This window comes from Mesorhizobium sp. P2_F5 (assembly GCF_056403715.1).
Map to the genome: position 1 here is coordinate 1 of NZ_JBFUEY010000044.1, position 18,117 is coordinate 18,117.

Genomic DNA, 18,117 nt, shown 5'->3' on the forward strand with positions numbered 1-18,117 from the left:
GAGGCCGGAAACAGCTGCGGCTGATCGATCAGCCAGGCAGCTGCGGCTGATCGATCAGCCAGGGGCGAAACGTCTTGCTCATGCCCCAAAGAATCACGCCGTAATCCAGCTGTCTAGGCGCAGCCCGCCGCCGACCGCTCATTCCACACCCAAATACGGGGACAGGCTCCTAGCGTCTCGGCAACCACCTCACCGAAGGACGATGACGTCGGCACGATGATGACGATAGTGTCCTCGGGACTTGCTCATTGAGCGGTCGTGGCGGATTTGGTAGACGCGCAGCGTTGAGGTCGCTGTGGGGCAACCCGCGGAAGTTCGAGTCAAATCGATCGCAACAAAAAATTCAAAAACTGTGTAATCCCAAAAGGTTATGCGGCTTTCTGTTTGTCATTCCCCTATTTGATGCAACCTTCGATTACCACTTTCCAGCATATCGCTTTGCATCCATAGTTCCCGAACGCGGGCTGTAAGCTGGGGAGGGCGGTATGGTTGCTGGCGGTTCTCTCACAGTGCAGGAAAAGCGAGTCGTAAAAGCGCTGCTCGCTAAGGGTCGAACAAATCAGGACGTACACGCCCTAGTCAATTTGCACCGGAAAGCAACGATCAATTTCGCCCGCGTCGCGACGGTCAAAAAGGATGCCCAACAGGCAGCTGCCACTGAGGCCGAGGTCGAATATTACATCCTTCACAAGAATGCTTTCGATCCGCAGACAGGTCTAAACCGCTACGACGACGAACGGCTTATTAGATCACGAGAGGCGATGTGCTTGGCTGTGCAAATTTTCAATAGCCCATCACTTCGCTTTAAGAGCGAAGTGTTCGCGGTTCTGGTCAACATAGCCTGGACTTATCTGCTGCATGAATTCTATCAGCGGAAGGAAGTTGCCATAGTAAATGATGATGGCAACTCGCTGCTGCTTGGGCAAATGATCGAGCGAGACGATTGCCCTCTATCCGACGGGGTGCGCAACAACCTCCGGGCCATAAAAAAACTCCGTGACAAGGTGGAGCACCTCATGCTCGGTAAGGCGGATTTGCAATGGCTGCCGCTCTTTCAGGCCTGTTGCCTCAACTTTGAAACGGCCCTTTGTTCGCTATTTGGTGACCGGCTGACACTCGCGCACGATCTCTCGATTGCGCTACAATTTGGCAAGCTAAACATCGAGCAAGCCGCAATGCTGAACCACTACGAAGTACCCGCACACATCGCCGCCGTTGATGCGCATCTTATGGATGGAATGTCGGAGACGCAGCTTCAGAGCATCGAGTTTCAATTTCGGGTCATCTACACTCTGGAAAACGCTGCGAAGTCGAAAACCCACTTCCAATTTTTCAAGCCGGAGTCAGCCGAAGGCAAAGAGATACACAATGTGCTCGGCTACCTAAAAGCGGCCGACGAAATGTACCCTCACAAACCCATGAAGGTTGTTGCACTCGTTCGCGAAAATTCTGGCGTGATGGTCACTAACAACGATCACACTAAGGCGTGGCGACACTATAAAGCCCGGCCGAAATCTGGAGCGCAAAATCCTGAAAACACGAACAAAGATTTTTGCCTCTACCACCAGGCTCATCGCGATTACACGTATTCCGACGCCTGGATAGAAAAACTGTCAGCAGACGTGGCAGACCCGGTGAAGCTCGCAGCGATTCGGGCCGAAAAGCTCTGACGACTGCCCTGCAGCTATCTGCTTGGGTATGAGCGGTCCGATATGGGTTAGAGGGGCTGGGGACATGGAAACAATTGCTATTGAGACGGCGATCAGCAATCTCGCAAATACGATGCGCCTATACGTCGAGGCGCATATGCGCTTCGGTGAGCTGTTTCGCGTTGACCGCGAGGAGGCCATTCACAACGTTGATCGCGCCATGGAAGCCAAGCTTGAGGCATTCCACCGGCTCTACGATGTGTCAAAGCGCCGTTTCGCCTATTTCGATTTTGCGGATTGTTCTCTTCTGATCGCGTTACGCAATGCCATCCATCACCGAAACCATCCTCTATTTCAGAGTCTCCAGTCCGAGTTATGGCTGCTTTGCGATAATCCATCCTCATGGCGGGGGGCGGCGTTTCTTTTGGGCAGGCACTGGGTCAAGGACGAAACACCATCGTTGATGGAATACCATCTCAGACTGGAAGATTTCCAGGCTCGGCTAGATCCAGACGGCGCTTCGCCCTACCGCGATACAGCCACGTCCATTGAGCGCGCGCGGAGTAGATTTACGCTAATCGAGAGGGGGCTCGGCTTCGAGCAGATCCGCAAGAAGGCGGCGGCTGACCACTATCCTTCGAAACAGGTCTATCTCGATGTTATGCCAATCTTTATTTCGGCGGTGTGCCGGGTATTTAAGGCTCTGCATTCCGAAGGCGTGCAATTCAGAGGCTTCGACGCCCAGACCTATTTGGAGCCGTTCACCACCGACTTGGAGGTCGACCTCACCAGACTGAGGTTTCGGATGGTCAGGGTCTAACGCCATCCTAGCTATGCCGGTGAACCGTCGGGCGATGTGCAATGCTTGGACCCGCTGTCGTAGGCGCGCCACACTATCCCTGTGGACGCGCTTCCTCGCGAGGTACGCAGGTCCCATTGTCCATCCTGGTTTGTGGCCATCGAGAATAGGTTTTTATATGCGAGGCATCATGGGCTGCTTACACGTTGAGGCGGCTTATGTGACGTCTTGACGGCGCCTTCAGAGTCGCTTATATGCCGTCTCACCCTAGCAGGATGCGCCTACGCATCAACGCGAAGGAAATGCTCATTTGGAGCAACCTCAACAAAGGAGTGGCGTGATGCCAAACAACTACAGACCCGACAGAATCAGCCTCAGTCGCGATCCGAACCTAGACGGCTTCACCTTCGATCCGGGCTCTCACGGTAACGCCTATGGGACACCCATAGGGCAGGGTATCTATGAGTTGTTGACTTCTAGGCTCGGTGTCGCTGTCTTGATGGGCGCCGTGATCGCTGCGCCCTCGCGACCGCCGGTCATCGCCACAGAGCCGTTTGTGCTTCAACATGTGGGCTCGGCTGGCTTCACCGACGAAATGAAGAAATATACCGGACGGCTAGTCCGGTATATCGTTGAGCACCTTGGTGGACGCTGGGTGCGTCGGGGCGTCAAGGTAACGGTGGTGTCGGAGTACGGGTCAGGCTCCATTTACACGTTCCGGTGAACTAACCTGTAGGAACTGTTTCTATGATTTCAGCGGGGCATGGTCGCCCCGCTTCTGGGTTTGTGCCGGGCCGAAATCGGCTCACGCCGCCTTTTTTCATCCCCGCCAGCGTATCGGCAACCACCTCGCCAAATGACGACGGCGTCGGCACGATGACGCCAGGTGACGTCGGTAGCTCGGCGAAAACCGGGCCTATCCCGTCCACCCAAGGCCTGAGGAGATGCAGTTGATCGAGACAAGCAGGGCGTCGGTCGACCGCTTTTGATCCGCCGCGCCTGCTCTGACTTCACGCAGCAGATCGACCTGCAACCGGTGAATGTCGTCCATCTGACGCCGCAGACTGTCGAAACGCCGCTTGAACATTGGAAAGCGCACGGAAAGATCACCCCCGGTAAGGTCGCGGATCAGGCCCCGTGTCAACTTGTACTCGGCGAGAATGCGGGTGTAGATCCGGTGGGACGCATCGCTGTCGGACACCAGCCCGGCATAGAGCCGCGCGATCTCCATGTCGGACTGGTAGAGCGTCTTCTCCGCCTCGTCGACGATCAGACGGAAGAAGCGCGAGTGTTCGAACATGCGCCCCAGAAGCTCTCGCCCAGCATCGCCGCGCACCGCGACGAAGGAACTCAGCGCGCTGCCGATGCCATACCAGCCGGTCAGCAGATGGCGGTTCTGGCTCCAGGCGAACACCCAGGGGATGGCGCGCAGGTCGGCAATGCCGCCGGCGCCGAAACGGCGCTCCGGCCGTGAGCCCATTTTCAGCAGGCCCAACTCCGCGACCGGGCTCGCCTGGTTGAAATAATCGAGGAAGCCTGGCTCTGCCATCAACCCGGCATAGGAGGCCTGCGACATGCCCGCCAGCGCTTCCAGCGCTTCGTCGAACTCGGGTGTCTGTTTTGTTTCGACGTCGCCCGGCGATACGGCGGTATGAGCCAGAACGGCAGCGGCGAGGATCTCGAGCTGGTTGAGGCCGGTGCCGCGATTGGCGAATTTCGACGACACGACCTCGCCCTGTTCCGTCACCCGCATGGACCCAGTGACTGTACCTGCCGGCTGCGCCGCGATCGCCCGGCCGGTTGGCGCGCCGCCACGGCTGACGGAGCCGCCACGGCCGTGAAAGAAGCTGATCCTGACCTTGTGCTTGCGGCCGACGGCAGCGAGGCGTTTTTGCGCCTTGGCCAGTTCCCAATTGGAGGCCAGGAAACCACCGTCCTTGTTGGAATCCGAATAGCCAAGCATGATTTCCTGGCGCGCGCCGAAATCCCGCACCGTCCGCCTCACTACGGCAGTGTCGAGCAATCCGTTCAGGATGCGGGGGGCCGCCTGCAGATCGGCGATGGTCTCGAACAAGGGCACGATCCGCAGCCTGATCGTGCCGTCGCCACCGGGCGCGGTCGAAAGCCCGCAATATTGCGCCAGCAGATAGACCGCGAGCAGATCGTCGACCGAGCGGGTCATGCTGAGAACGAAACAACCCACGGCATCGCTGTCGGAGCCGGCGGTCTGGTTCGCGATGACAGAGAATGTCGAAAGCAGCTCCCTTGCCTCGGGCGAAAGCCGATCCGCGTCGATATCCAACCGCTCGCTTTGGCCAAGGGCTGCGCGGATGCGCGCCGACCATTGCGGCGTACCTGATGCAACCGGGTCTGCCAGCGCAAAGATCTCGGCCAGCACCCGATTGACGACAGTGGAGTTTTGCCTGATGTCGAGCGAGACCGTCCGGAAGCCGAAGCTTCCGAGCTGCCAGAGCAGCGGCTGGACGAAACGTCGGGCGACCGCACGCCCTCCGATCGCTTCGAGGACGAGAGCCAGCCCGCGCAGATCAGCACCAAACGCCTCCGCGGAGGGATAGGCGGCTGCTTCGCCATCGCGTGTGGCCTCAAGCCGGGCCAACAAGGCCGAGGCGAACTGGCGAAGCGGTTCGTCAGGATTGCGCGCGGCGATGTCATGCGCCTGTCCGCTTTTATCGAGTGCCTTTTGCAGCAGCGGTGTGAAGCTGGCTGGCAGGTCGACGACGTTCGAACTGGCGCTGAGCACCGTCACCAGCCGCTGCATTTGCGTCAGGTACCAGCCAATGGCGGTGTTGCGGTAGTCGGCCAAGGCACGGGCGGTCATGGCGGCGGTGACGTTCGGGTTGCCGTCGCGATCGCCGCCGATCCACGAGGCATAGCGCATGAAGGAAGGGATTCTGACCGGCTCTCCGGGATAGTGACGCTGGAAGGCGTCCTGAAGCTTGCCGTAAAGCTGCGGCGTCGCCTCGAAAATGACTTCGCGGAAGAAATGCAGGCCCCAGGCGATTTCGCGTTCGACCGTCGGGCGCTCCAGCCGCAGCTCGCCCGTCATCCACAGCAGCTCGATCTCGCTTTCAAGATCGGTAACCAGAAGCTCGCGTTCGCGCGGGGCCCAGCGTGGCTGGTCGAGTTCGGTCAGCTTGCGATAGATGCGGCGGTGGATCTCCAGAACCGTGACGCGTTTGGCCTCCGTCGGGTGAGCGGTCATGGTCGGGCCGACGCAAAGTTCATCAAACGCAGCCTGCACTTCGGCCGCCGAGCGCCCGTGCGCCGCCATCTGCGCGATTACGCTGGCGAAGGAGCCCGGCACTTCGTCGACGCCCGCGCCCTGTTCGAGCTCGCGGCGTGCCCGCATGGCAAGCAACTCGTCGGCGATCGCCAGCAACTGGAACCATACGCCGCTCGCCTGCAACGCCGGGATGCGCTGCTCCGGAGCGAGGGAGACAAGTGACCGCCGCCCGCTCAGAACCGAGGCGATCTCGGGCTCGCGCGCGCTGGCGACCTGAAGCAGCAGCCGCAATAGCAGGCTGCGCTCGTCTTCGCGAAACTTGATGGGTTTGCTTTGTTCCAAAACGCTTTCCTCCCGGGCCGAGGCTGGCGGCCAGCTTTCAAGCAACCCGGTCGGGGACCGGGCGACCCTCGAAGAAGGCGGTCAGGTTCTCGACCACCTTCATGCCCATCGCCACGCGCGTTTCCTCGGTCGCGCTGCCGAGATGCGGCAACAGCACGACGTTCTCCAACCGCTTCAGCGCCTCCGGAACGGCCGGTTCCTCGGCAAAGACATCGAGGCCAGCGCCTGCGATCTCATGCCTTTCCAGTGCGCCGATCAGCGCATCCTGGTCGACGACATCGCCGCGCGCCGTGTTGATCAGGAATGCGCCGGGTTTCATCAAACGCAGGCTGCGGGCATCGATGAGATGACGGTTTTCCGCGCCGCCCGGACAGTGCAGCGACACGAAATCGGATGCCGCGAGCAGCCCTTCCATAGTCTGCATCTGCACCGCGCCCATGGCGCGCGTCTCCTCATCGTCGACCGGCGAGCGATTGAAGAACACGATCTTCATGCCGAAACCGAAATGCGCGCGCCTGGCTGTTGCCTTGCCGATGCGGCCCATGCCGACAATGCCAAGGGTTTTGCCCGACACCTTCGCGCCGGCCATGTGCGTCGGCGACCAGCCGCGCCATTCTCCGGCCCGTAGCTGGCGCTCGCCTTCACCGGTTCGGCGCGCGACAGCCAATATCAGGCTGAGCGCCAGGTCGGCGGTGCAATCGGTCAGCACGCCGGGCGTGTTGGTCACCACGATGTCGCGGTCGCGGGCGGCCGCGACATCGATGTGGCTGAAGCCGACGCCGAAATTGGCAATGATCCGGGTGCGGGCGGAGGATTCTGGAAACACCGCGTCAGGCAAGCGGTCGCTGACCGTTGCCAGGATCGCGTCATAATCGGCGAAGGCGGACGTCATTGCAGCCGGGCTCAATGGCGTATCGCTGGTGTTGAACGTCGTGTCGAAGCGTTCGGCGAGGATCGCTTCGACGGGAGCCGGCCATCTGCGAGTAACAATCAAACGCGGTTTCATCTGATATCCTGCCGATCGAGGGGGTGGCGATGCCTGGCGCCAGCCCCGCCGTCACATTGTTCTATGCGGGCCTCGTCCGACCGCCGTTCAAGCCGCCTTCTTCATCCCCGCTAGCGTCTCTGCAACCACCTCACCAAACGACGACGGCGTCGGCACGATGACCACACCGGCTTCCTTCAGGATCTCCACTTTTTCCTGTGCCGATTCGCCGAAGGCCGAGATGATGGCGCCGGCGTGGCCCATGCGGCGGCCTTTCGGAGCGGAGAGGCCGGCGATGTAGGCGATCAGGGGCTTGCGCATATTGTCACGCGCCCAGATCGCGGCTTCGGCTTCCTGCGGCCCGCCGATCTCGCCGATCATCACCACGGCGTCGGTCTCGTCGTCCTGCTCGAACAGTTTCAGCATGTCCTTGAAGGATGAGCCGTTGATCGGGTCGCCGCCGATGCCGACGCTGGTCGACACGCCGATGCCGAGCGACTTCATCTGCGAGGCCGCCTCGTAGCCGAGCGTGCCGGAGCGGCCGACAATGCCGACGCGGCCGGGCAGGTAGATGCTGCCGGGCATGATGCCCATCAGCGCCTGTCCCGGCGTGATGACGCCGGCGCAGTTCGGGCCGATCAGCCGCATGCGGTCTTCGTAGCGATAGCGCAGCATGTAGCGCTTGACCTGCATCATGTCCTGCGAGGGGATGCCGTCGGTGATGCAGACGCAGAGTTTTATGCCGGCGTCGGCTGCTTCCATGATCGAATCGGCGGCAAAGGGCGGCGGCACGAAGACGATGCTGGCCTCGGCGCGGGTTTCGCGCACCGCGCCCTTGACCGTGTTGAAGACCGGCAGGCCGAGATGCTTCTGGCCGCCTTTGCCGGGGGTGACACCGCCGACCAGCTTGGTGCCGTAGCGTTTCATGTCGTCGGCATGGAAGCTGCCGATCTTGCCGGTGAACCCCTGGACGATGACGCGGGTGCTGCGGTTGAGCAGGATTGCCATTTTCTCGACCTCCCTCAGGCTGCTTTTTTCTTGGTGGCCGCGCGCCATGCGGCGACGGCTTTTTCGGCGGCTTCGGCCAACGTGTCGGCGACGATCACCGCCTCGCCGGAATCAGCCAGGATGCGGCGGCCTTCCTCGGCCCTTGTGCCTGAGAGACGGACCACCAGCGGCACGTTGACGCCGACCTCGCGTATCGCCTTGATGACGCCCTCGGCGACCCAGTCGCAGCGGTTGATGCCGGCGAAGATGTTGACCAGGATGGTCTCGACATTCTTGTCGCCGAGCACGGCGCGGAAGGATTTCGCCACCCGCTCGGGCGAGGCGCCGCCGCCGATGTCGAGGAAGTTGGCCGGCTCGCCGCCGGCGATCTTGATCATGTCCATGGTTGCCATGGCCAGACCGGCGCCATTGATGATGCAGCCGATATTGCCGTCGAGGCCGACATAGGAGAGGCCGCGGTCGCTGGCGAAGGTCTCGCGCGGGTCTTCCTGGCTCTTGTCGCGCAGTTCGGAAATTTCCGGCCGGCGGAACAGCGCGTTCTCGTCGAACGACATTTTGGCGTCGAGCGCGATCAGGTTGCCGTCGCGGGTCACCACCAGCGGATTGATCTCCAGCATCGAGGCGTCGTAGTCGCGAAACACCTGGTAGCAGGCGAAGATGGTCTCGGTCGCCTTGCCGATCAAATTGTGGTCGAGGCCGAGGCCAAAAGCGATCTCGCGGGCCTGAAAACGTTGCATGCCGACGCCGGGATCGACCGATGTGCGCAGGATCGAATTGGGCGCCTTCTCGACGATGTCCTCGATCTCCATGCCGCCGGCGGCCGAGGCCACGATCATGACGCGCTCTTCCTTGCGGTCGAGGACGAAGCCGACATAGAGCTCCTGCGCGATGTCGACGGCTTCTTCGAGGTAGAGACGTGAGATCAGCTTGCCGCGCGGCCCGGTCTGCTGGGTCACCAGCTTGCGGCCGAGCATGGCTTCGGCGGCGTTGGAGATTTCCTCGTCATTGGCGCAGAGCTTGATGCCACCGGCCTTGCCGCGCGCGCCGGAGTGCACCTGCGCCTTCAGCACCCATTTGCTGCCGCCGATCTCGCGCGCCCTGTAGGTTGCCTGCTCGGGGCTATAGGCCAGCCCGCCGCGCGGCACATGCACGCCGTGGCGTGCCAGCAGTTCCTTGGCCTGATATTCGTGAATGTCCATTTTATCCTCCCTGAACAGTCAATGCGTGGCGACGCGCGGTTGGCCAGCGCGTTCGATTGCCTCGTTGACCACCAATACGTTCCTGGCCATGCGCTCCGACGCTGCGTCGATCATCTTGCCGTCGAGTGCGGCCGCTCCCTTGCCCTGCGCCTCCGCCTCCTTCAGCACTTCGAGGATGCGCCTGGCGCGGGTGACCTCTTTTTCCGGTGGCGAGAAGACGTCGTTGGCGAGCGCGATCTGCGAGGGATGGATCGCCCATTTGCCCTCAATGCCCAGCGCCGCGGCGCGCCTGGCGCCGGCGATGTAGCCCTCCGGGTCGGAGAAGTCGCCGAACGGCCCGTCGATGGCGCGCAGGCCGTAGGCGCGGCAGGCGACGGTCATGCGCGACAAAGCGAAATGCCACTGGTCGCCGGGATAGTCGGGGTTGAGGCCGCCAATGTTGACGGTGCGCGCCTTGCAGCTCGCCGCATAGTCGGCGACGCCGAAATGCATGGCCTCCAGACGGCCGGGCGTCGCGGCAATCGCCTCGACATTGGCCATGCCGAGCGCGGTCTCGATCAGCGCTTCGAGGCCGACGCGGGTCTTGAAACCCTTGGCCATCTCGATCTGGTTGACCATGGCCTCGACCATATAGAGATCGGCCGGTACGCCGACCTTCGGCACCAGGATCGTGTCCAGCCGGTCGCCGGCCTGCTCCATGACGTCGACCACGTCGCGGTACATGTAGTGGGTGTCGAGCCCGTTGATGCGCACCGAGACGGTCTTGCCCTTGGCGCGCCAGTCGATGTCGTTGAGCGCCTGGATGATGTTCTTGCGGGCGCGTTCCTTGTCGGGCGGCGCGACCGCGTCCTCGATGTCGAGGAAGATGAAGTCGGCGGCGCTGTTCGCCGCCTTGTCGATCATTTCCGGGCTGGAGCCGGGAACCGCCAGCTCGCTGCGCTGCAGCCGCAGTTTCTTCAGATGGTTGATGGTGTGGCTCATCGTCGGCTCCTTCAGGCGGCTTCAGCGACCGGCACGGCGGCCGAGGCTCGGAAATGCTGGATGGCGGCGCCGACGCCGGAACCCGGCGCCAGCCGCACGCCGCAATCGAGCAGCGCCATTTCGGCGGCCGACAGCGAAGCCAGCACCATCACCTCGTTCAGCCAGCCGAGATGGCCGATGCGGAAGACCTTGCCCATCACCTTGTTGAGGCCGCCGCCGAGCGACGTCTGGTAGGTGCCGTAGGCGCGCTTGACGACGTCCGCGCTGTCGATGCCTTCGGGCACCAGAATGGCGCTGACCGTATCGGAATGCCATTTCGGCGCCTTGGCGCAGAGTTTCAGGCCCCAGGCGTCGACCGCCTTGCGCACGCCTTCGGCGAGGCGATGGTGGCGGGCGAAGATGTTGTCCAGCCCTTCCTCGGCGATCAGGTCGAGCGAGGCGCGCAGGCCGCGCAGCAGCTGTGTAGCCGGCGTATAAGGGAAATAGCCGGCATCGTTGGCGCGGATCATGTCCTCGAAAGAGAAGAAGCAGCGGCGGTGCGTAGCACTCCGCGAAGCGACAAGCGCCTTCTTGCTGACTGACAGGAAGCCGAGGCCGGCGGGCAGCATGAAACCCTTCTGCGAGCCGCTGACGGCGCAGTCGACGCCCCATTCCTCTTGGCGGAAATCGATCGAGCCGATCGAGGAGACACCGTCGACGAAGAGCAGGGCAGGGTGGTTTGCGTCGTCGAGCACGGCGCGACAGCCGGCGACATCGCTGGTTACGCCAGTCGCGGTCTCGTTCTGCGTGCAGAAGATTGCCTTGATGCGGTGCGCCTTGTCGGCCTTGAGCCGCTCGGCATAGAGCTCGAGCGGTACGCCCGTTCCCCATTCGCAATCGATGACATCGACCTCGAGGCCGAGGCGCTCGGCCATGTCGACCCACAGGTGAGAGAACTGGCCGAAGCGCGACATCAGCACGCGGTCGCCGGGGCTGAGCACATTGGTCATCGCCGCTTCCCAAGCGCCGGTGCCGGAGGAGGGGTAGATGAAGACGCGGCCGGTCTCGTTCTTGAAGACGCGTTTGATGTCCTCGAACAGCGGCAAGGTGAGATCGGGGAAGGACGCGGCGCGCATATCCTCCATCGGCAGGTTCATCGCCTGCCGGACCTGTTCGGGGATGTTGGTCGGTCCGGGAATGAAAAGATGGGTGAAACCGGCCATGGTGCGAACTCCTCCTGATCCAGCAAAGCGGTGATGGGGAGTTTCGTTTCGACGGCTAAAGGCAACAACACCTTGCCGGGTAACATCTCGCCGCGCACGGGTGGGGACGGCCTACCCGGTAGGCCTACCCGCGGCCCGCCGCTTGCCTACCCGAAAGGCTGTTTCTGGGTACGCCTCTCGCGCGCATAGAGCGCGACCGCCATCGCCCGGTTGCGGACGTCGAGCTTGTCGTAGAGATTCTTGAGGTGGTATTTTACCGTGTTCTCGGAAATCCCCGTCCGCGTCGCGATCTGCAGATTGGTCCAGCCGTCGGACAGCACCGCCAGCAGCTCGCGTTCGCGCACGGTGAGCTGCGACAAGGGCGTGTCGTTGACCTTGTTGATGTCGATGTAAGGGATGCAGATGCGGCCATGCGCGACCGCCAGGATGGTCTCGAAGATGATCGACGGATCGTCGAACTGGAAGCAGTAGCCCTGGGCGCCGAGGCGCACGCACTGTTTCAGGATGCCGATGTCATGGTCGTTGGAAAACACCGCGATGCGCACGCCGAGCTTGCGGCTGTGAACCTCGGCCAGCACATCGGCGCCGTCCATGTCGGAGAGCTTCCAGCCGATGACGGCGACGTCGAAGTCACCTTCCGTTGCCAGGTCCAGGAAATGCCTGCCGCTTTGCACGCAGGCGAGGAGATCGAAGCGGCCGTCGCATTCCAGCATTTCGCGCAGCGCCGATATCACGAGCGGATTGCGTTCGGCCACGACCACGCGCACGCGCCGTTCCGCGGTTGCCTTGGTTTCTGTCTGCGACCTGATCTTCAAGGGCTTCCGGCTGTTCTGGTTGCAATCCAGCGGTCCGGCCATTGCCTGGACCTGCATCATGACAATTCTGCCCCAACTGTGCGGGGGTGCTCTTTCCCCAGCGACATGCGCTGTCGCGCTGCCTTAAGCCGGCGGGACATCGGTTTTTGATGGTATTGGTGTTGTCAGCGCCGGCCGGAGTGATCTCGCCTGCCAGTGTCGCCGTCCAGGCGGGAGGGCGCATTTCGTTTGAAATTCCGTGGGTTGCGGGATCAACCTGACATGCGCTCGCCGAACCCCGGGGAGCCATTATGATGGCGAGGCAACTGGCCCGTTCGGCAGATCGACGGTCACGATGAGCCCTGTCGGTTGATTATCCTGCAATTCGATCTTGCCACCATGACCCTGGATGATGTCGGCAACGATCGAGAGACCAAGACCGAAGCCATGCTTCGAGGCAACGCCACGCGATGTGTCCTCCTTGAAGAATGGCTCGAACACGCGGGAGCGCGCCGTCATCGAAATGCCCGGTCCATCGTCGCCGACCGCTATGCGCGCCGTCGTCTCGGTCAGCGTCAATGCGACGGTGACATTGCCGGCGAATTTAACCCCGTTGTCGCAGAGATTGGTGATCGCACGCGCCAGCGCATTGGGTTTGCACCAGCCCAGAAGCCGATCCGGTCCGGAATACGAGACCGAAAACCCGACATCGGAGAATTCGGCACAGACTGTTTGCAGCACGCTGGCAATGTCTGCGCGTTGCAGCTTCTCCGTCGAAACATCGTTGCGCAGATAGGTCAAAGTCTCGTTGATCAGCTCTTCAATATGCTGGACATCGGACAGCATCGCGGTTCGGGTGAGGCCGTCATCCATGCGCTCGGCGCGAAGCCGCAGCCGCGTCAAAGGCGTGCGCAGATCATGGCTGACACTGCGCAACATGCGCGTGCGGTTCTCGATCATCGTCCGGATACGCGTTCTCATCCTGTTCAGAGCGCGCACCAGGCCGACCATCTCGATGGAGCCGCGTTCGATGAAAAGCTCGTCGCTGTTCTCGATCTCTGCCGACCCGACAGCGGTCGAAATGCGTCTTAGGGGATTTGTCACGGCCCATACTGCAAAAAGCCAAATCAGGGCAGGAAAGGCGACAAAAGCCATAAATTTGTAGAACAGGGAACGGATAAAACCTGATGTCAGCAAGGTATCGGGCACGCCAAAATGAGCCAGGACGGCCTGTTGGTCCAGATCCAGCACAAAGGCATATTCACCGTCGATTGTTAGCCAACGTCCATCCGTCGGTTCGTTGTTGAACCGGAAAAGCCATTCGATATTTCGCCATTGAAGATAGGAAATTGGAATACTGTCGATCTGCTTCTTGGGCAGTACCTTGAAATCAAAACCCGCTCGCGCCGCCGCTGCCAAGATCACGCTGCGAGCTTCCGCTGGTGCTTCGCGCAACAAGGCAGCAACCACGGCGGTTCGTGTGGCGCTGTCGTCGACAGCCGGCAGGTCGATACTCGCTGTAACATTTTCGACGACCGATCCAACGGACAGGATCACAACCACCGTGATGATGATGACTGCCGCGAACTGCCCACGCACAGACTGCGGCAGGAAACGGCGGATCAAATCCCTCATGCTTCCTCAACCGTCGCGGTGAAGATGTAACCGCCCAGCCGAACGGTCCTGAGAAGCACCGGATCGCGCGCATCCTTTTCGATCTTCTGGCGGATCCGGCTGACGTGAACATCGACGCTGCGCTCGATTGGCCCGGCAAGCCCTGCATGGGTTACGCCGAGGAGTTCCTCGCGCGAGAGAACCCGGCCCGCATTACGGCAGAAAGCAAGCAACAGGTCGAATTCATGCGTGGTGGTCGCGACCCGCGCGTTGCTCGGATCATGCAATTGCCGGCGAATGGGGTCGAGGCGCCAGCCGTTGAAGCGAAGCACCTTCGACCGATCCCGTTCCTCGGGAGCGTAGGTCGTGCGGCGCAGCAGCGCCCGTATCCTGGCCGTCAGTTCGCGCGCGCTGAACGGCTTCGTCACGTAGTCGTCCGCGCCAATCTCGAGTCCGAAGATGCGGTCGATTTCTTCGCCAAGGGCGGTCAGCATCAGGATCGGAACGTTCGTTTGCGCGCGAAGACGGCGGCAGATGCTGAGGCCGTTTTCGCCAGGCAGCATGACATCAAGCACGATAAGATCGAATTTCTGGTTGCGAAGCGCGGCGTCCATCCGAACGCCGTTCCCGGCTATTTCCACGATCATGCCGTTTTCGGTGAGCGTGTCACCCAGCATGCGCGCGATTTCGAGGTCGTCTTCGACGATGAGGATACGCGAACCTTGTCTTGTCGATCTGGATTCGGCGCTCAAATCGCTTGGGTGCCTTTGCCGTGCGATCTCGGAGTTTGCCATAGCCTGCATAGGTGCCTGCGTGGATGTCAGAACCGGTATCCGACCAGAAGCATCCCTGAAGGCTGAACCTTGTCGATGACGATCGGGCTGTCGGCGGCGTCACCCAAGAGAATGCCGACCCCCGCTTCGCCCCGCACCATCCAGTTCTGATTGAGCATATATGTGGCGGAAATTGAAAAATCGGCGCGCTTCAACCCGGCACCAGCATCATAGCGAGCCAGCCCCGAGCGAGCCGATTGTTCCGACGTGACGCCAAAATAGGCCTGCATGTAATTTTCGTCCGCGAAGACGGCGGCTGCACTGGCGCCGACCACCAATGATTGGGACAGAGGCTGGCTGACCTCGATCCCGACCTTGCCCTCGAGACCATCGCTGCCGCCGATGGTCCTGTCGAGCTGCGCAAAGATTTCAGCCGAGCCGAACTTTACCGCGGCCTTCGCGCCGACTGTCGCGCCCATGTCGACATCCCCCAAGCCGCGCAGGTGGTCGGCGTCGTCTTCCTTGCGGCCCATCTCATAGCCAAGCCGCGCGCTGAATTCGAACGGGCCTTGTTCGTAGATCGCGATGTTGGCGCCCGTCGGATCGATCGTCACCGTATCGAGGAACGTCGCGGTGACGAAAGGCACCGGCATGACCTTGAACTCGTCGCTGCCCTCGTATTTGGGGACGATGATGGCGCCGCCTCCAACGACGACATGCCAGTCGGCCAGTTTTTGTTCGAAGTGTCCGAAACGGGAAGGGTCGGGCGGAGGGCTAAAGTCATCGGAATTCACGGCAATGGCGTCAGCCGCCAGGACGATGCTCGAATGCGTTGAAAACAGCACTGCCATCGCCGCAAGAGAGGCCCGGCCGGCAAACATTCCAGTATCCATATTGAACATGCATGCTCCAGAGCAGCGAGGCGGTGAGCCCCTGATGCTCGGAGTATTTCAGGCGAAGGTGGCTGCATGCATGAAGTGATGTTAATTTTTGTTGCGCAATCTTGGTCGCTTTTTGGCGACTGTACGAAGCGACCTCCGCATAACGTCGTGCGACCATGTGGCGTGCTCTCAAGCCAAATCGCGCCACCGCCTATCTCAGTGTTTAATCATGATCTTTTCCGAAAACCGGTTTCCCCTTTTCGGGATCATGGTCTAGACCTGACAGGCACCTTTTGCGGGATTGCGATGGCGGGAGGCGCCGGTGGAAGGCGAACACGAACAGACGGGCGGCGCCAAAGCCGCTGACGATGCCCACGCCGACATCTATGGCGAGGATGGCGCCGTCCTGTCGTCCTTCCTGGCGCAGATCGGTGCCGCGATCGCCGATCGCGACACGCTGACGCTGAAGCGCGAAGTCGACGATCTGCACCAGTCCGAACTCGGTGATCTGCTCGAAGCTCTGCACCCCGAACAGCGCCGCGCTTTGGTCGAGCTGCTCGGCGCCGATTTCGACTTTTCGTCGCTGACCGAGGTCGACGAGGCGATCCGTATGGAGATCGTCGACAATCTGCCCAATGCGCAGATTGCCCAGGCGGTGCAGGAACTCGATTCCGACGACGCCGTCTACATTCTCGAAGACCTCGAAAAGGAAGACCAGGACGAGATCCTGTCGCAGCTGCCGTTCACCGAACGGATCAGGCTGCGCCGCTCGCTCGACTACCCCGAAGAGACCGCCGGTCGCCGCATGCAGACCGAGTTCGTCGCGGTGCCGCCGTTCTGGACCATCGGTCAGACCATCGACTACATGCGCGAGGACCAGAACCTTCCCGACCGATTCAGCCAGATCTTCGTCATCGATCCGAGCTTCAAGCTGCTCGGCGCCATCGACCTCGACCAGATCCTGCGCACCAAGCGCGCGACCAAGGTCGGGGAGGTTATGCACGAGACACGGCACGCCATTCCGGCCACGATGGACCAGGAAGAGGCGGCGCGGGAATTCGAGCAGTACGATCTTCTGTCCGCAGCCGTCGTCGACGAGAATGAGCGGCTGGTTGGCGTGCTGACCATCGACGACGTCGTCGACGTCATCCAGCAGGAGGCCGAGGAAGATCTGTTGCGCATGGGCGGCGTCGGTGACGAAGAGCTGTCCGACAGCATTCTGTCGACCTCGCGCTCGCGCGTTCCCTGGCTGCTCGTCAATTTGCTGACCGCGTTCCTGGCGGCTTCGGTGATCGGCCTGTTCGACCGCACCATCGAGCATATCGTTGCGCTGGCCGTGCTGATGCCGATCGTGGCCGGCATGGGCGGCAATGCGGGCTCGCAGACCATGACCGTGACGGTGCGCGCGCTGGCGACGAAGGACCTCGACATCTACAATGCCGGCCGCATCATCCGCCGCGAGATGGGCGTGGGTTCCATCAACGGTATCATCTTCGCCGTGCTGATCGGCATCGTCGCGGCTGCCTGGTTCCGCGATCCCAATCTGGGCGGCATCATCGCGGCGGCGATGATCATCAACATGTTCGTCGCAGCGCTCGCCGGTATTCTGATCCCGCTACTGCTCGACCGGTTCAAGATCGATCCGGCGGTGGCGTCGGCGGTTTTCGTCACCACGGTCACCGACGTGGTCGGCTTCTTTGCCTTCCTTGGGCTAGCCACCTGGTGGTTCGCCATCCCCTAGGCTGTTGATATTCAGGTGAGGCCGGCCTGCAAATGGCTGATACCTGCGCTTCCGGTGCTCACGTACGAAAAGTACGCTCCGCTCCGGTTCTCCGTATCAACCATTTTCGACTCGGCCTGACCTGAAACTCAACAACCTAGCTCAAGTTGGTAACGTCTCACGTCAATTGACTTTTACGTAAATGCCGTGCGAGGTTCGTACCGGGGTTTCATGTCGAGTCCGGCATGGGACATGGTTGATCGGGATGAGTGGGGCGCGCCGCTTGGCAGGCGTCGCTCACGTTCAGGTTTGGGAGCAAGAATGCGGGAATATTATTCGATCACCGAACTGACCCGTGAATTCGACGTGTCGACGCGGACGCTGCGCTTTTACGAGGATGAAGGGCTGGTGCAGCCGGTGCGGCGCGGCCGCACAAGGCTGTTTCGCCCTTCGGACCGGCACTTGATCCGCCAGATCATGCGCGGAAAGCGCCTCGGCTTCTCGATCAACGAAATCCGCGAAATCATCCAGATGTACAAGGAACCGCCCGGCGAGGTCGGCCAACTCAACCTGATGATCAAGCGCATCGAGGAGAAGCGCGAGGATTTGCGCCAGAAGCGACGCGACCTCGAGGAGACGCTGGCGGAGCTCGACCAGGCCGAAGAGTCCTGCGTCGAGCGATTGGTGGAGCTAGGCGTTAATACCTGAGCGTTGAGTGGCGATCGCCTACGTTTGGGGTTAGCCGAAGGCTTCCGAACTTCGTCATCCTAGGGCGAAGCAGGAGTGAAGCTCCGTCGCGGAGACCCTAGGAGCCTGTCCCCGTATTTGGGTGTGGAATGAGCGGTCGGCGGCGGGCTGCGCCTAGACAGCTGGATTACGGCGTGATTCTTTGGGGCATGAGCAAGACGTTTCGCCCCTGGCTGATC

15 protein-coding genes and 1 tRNA gene are annotated in these 18,117 nt (G+C 61.4%); 6 read left to right on the top strand and 10 right to left on the bottom strand.

From position 1 onward, the window contains the following. The first annotated feature begins 252 nt into the window (after window positions 1-252). The 4 genes from AC1DYO_RS31500 to AC1DYO_RS31515 all read left to right on the top strand — a co-directional run bounded on the left by AC1DYO_RS31500 (window position 253) and on the right by AC1DYO_RS31515 (window position 3,172). Window positions 253-334: transfer RNA gene (locus AC1DYO_RS31500), tRNA-Leu, on the top strand. A gap of 151 nt (window positions 335-485) precedes the next feature. Beyond that, on the top strand, window positions 486-1,670 hold the full coding sequence (locus tag AC1DYO_RS31505; RefSeq protein WP_477268483.1) for a DUF3644 domain-containing protein: 1,185 nt from the start codon (window positions 486-488) through the stop codon (window positions 1,668-1,670). A gap of 64 nt (window positions 1,671-1,734) precedes the next feature. Further along, complete coding sequence (locus AC1DYO_RS31510; RefSeq protein ID WP_477268485.1) at window positions 1,735-2,469, top strand: hypothetical protein; 735 nt, start codon at window positions 1,735-1,737, stop codon at window positions 2,467-2,469. 319 nt (window positions 2,470-2,788) lie between these two features. Further along, the gene (locus AC1DYO_RS31515; RefSeq protein WP_477268486.1) at window positions 2,789-3,172 is read left to right on the top strand and encodes a hypothetical protein; all 384 of its coding nucleotides are present in this window, start codon (window positions 2,789-2,791) and stop codon (window positions 3,170-3,172) included. 192 nt (window positions 3,173-3,364) lie between these two features. Here AC1DYO_RS31515 and AC1DYO_RS31520 read toward each other — a convergent pair whose 3' ends face one another. From AC1DYO_RS31520 to AC1DYO_RS31565, 10 genes are all read right to left on the bottom strand, one after another. Next, window positions 3,365-6,034: a phosphoenolpyruvate carboxylase gene (locus AC1DYO_RS31520; protein ID WP_477268488.1), complete on the bottom strand. Its 2,670-nt coding sequence runs from the start codon at window positions 6,032-6,034 to the stop codon at window positions 3,365-3,367. A 37-nt stretch (window positions 6,035-6,071) separates the two neighbouring features. After that, a complete protein-coding gene (locus AC1DYO_RS31525) occupies window positions 6,072-7,040 on the bottom strand; it encodes a 2-hydroxyacid dehydrogenase (RefSeq protein ID WP_477268490.1) in 969 nt (322 codons plus the stop codon). 87 nt (window positions 7,041-7,127) lie between these two features. After that, entirely contained in the window at window positions 7,128-8,027 is a 900-nt protein-coding gene (sucD, locus tag AC1DYO_RS31530) for a succinate--CoA ligase subunit alpha (RefSeq protein WP_477268492.1), read from the bottom strand. A 14-nt stretch (window positions 8,028-8,041) separates the two neighbouring features. Continuing rightward, window positions 8,042-9,226, bottom strand: a complete 1,185-nt coding sequence (locus tag AC1DYO_RS31535) for a malate--CoA ligase subunit beta (RefSeq protein ID WP_181055905.1) — start codon at window positions 9,224-9,226, stop codon at window positions 8,042-8,044. Window positions 9,227-9,244: 18 nt separating this feature from the next. Next, a complete protein-coding gene (locus tag AC1DYO_RS31540) occupies window positions 9,245-10,207 on the bottom strand; it encodes an HpcH/HpaI aldolase/citrate lyase family protein (protein ID WP_181055906.1) in 963 nt (320 codons plus the stop codon). Between the two features lie 11 nt (window positions 10,208-10,218). Continuing rightward, window positions 10,219-11,409 carry an aminotransferase class V-fold PLP-dependent enzyme gene (locus AC1DYO_RS31545; protein WP_477268494.1) on the bottom strand — a complete coding sequence of 397 codons (1,191 nt, stop codon included), beginning with the start codon at window positions 11,407-11,409 and terminating at the stop codon, window positions 10,219-10,221. Window positions 11,410-11,555: 146 nt separating this feature from the next. Next, window positions 11,556-12,176: a LuxR C-terminal-related transcriptional regulator gene (locus tag AC1DYO_RS31550; RefSeq protein WP_477268505.1), complete on the bottom strand. Its 621-nt coding sequence runs from the start codon at window positions 12,174-12,176 to the stop codon at window positions 11,556-11,558. Between the two features lie 336 nt (window positions 12,177-12,512). Then, window positions 12,513-13,838, bottom strand: coding sequence for a sensor histidine kinase (locus AC1DYO_RS31555; RefSeq protein ID WP_477268496.1), 1,326 nt, complete (start codon window positions 13,836-13,838; stop codon window positions 12,513-12,515). After that, entirely contained in the window at window positions 13,835-14,611 is a 777-nt protein-coding gene (locus tag AC1DYO_RS31560) for a response regulator (RefSeq protein WP_477268507.1), read from the bottom strand. The genes AC1DYO_RS31555 and AC1DYO_RS31560 overlap by 4 nt, the downstream gene beginning before the upstream one ends. Window positions 14,612-14,637: 26 nt before the next feature. Beyond that, entirely contained in the window at window positions 14,638-15,492 is an 855-nt protein-coding gene (locus tag AC1DYO_RS31565) for a MipA/OmpV family protein (protein ID WP_477268498.1), read from the bottom strand. A 301-nt stretch (window positions 15,493-15,793) separates the two neighbouring features. On the opposite strand from AC1DYO_RS31565, the gene mgtE reads away from it, so the two are divergent. Both mgtE and AC1DYO_RS31575 read left to right on the top strand, forming a co-directional pair. Next, the gene (gene mgtE, locus AC1DYO_RS31570) at window positions 15,794-17,212 is read left to right on the top strand and encodes a magnesium transporter (RefSeq protein WP_477268500.1); all 1,419 of its coding nucleotides are present in this window, start codon (window positions 15,794-15,796) and stop codon (window positions 17,210-17,212) included. Window positions 17,213-17,512: 300 nt separating this feature from the next. Then, the gene (locus tag AC1DYO_RS31575) at window positions 17,513-17,899 is read left to right on the top strand and encodes a MerR family transcriptional regulator (protein ID WP_023685221.1); all 387 of its coding nucleotides are present in this window, start codon (window positions 17,513-17,515) and stop codon (window positions 17,897-17,899) included. Window positions 17,900-18,117 lie beyond the last annotated feature (218 nt).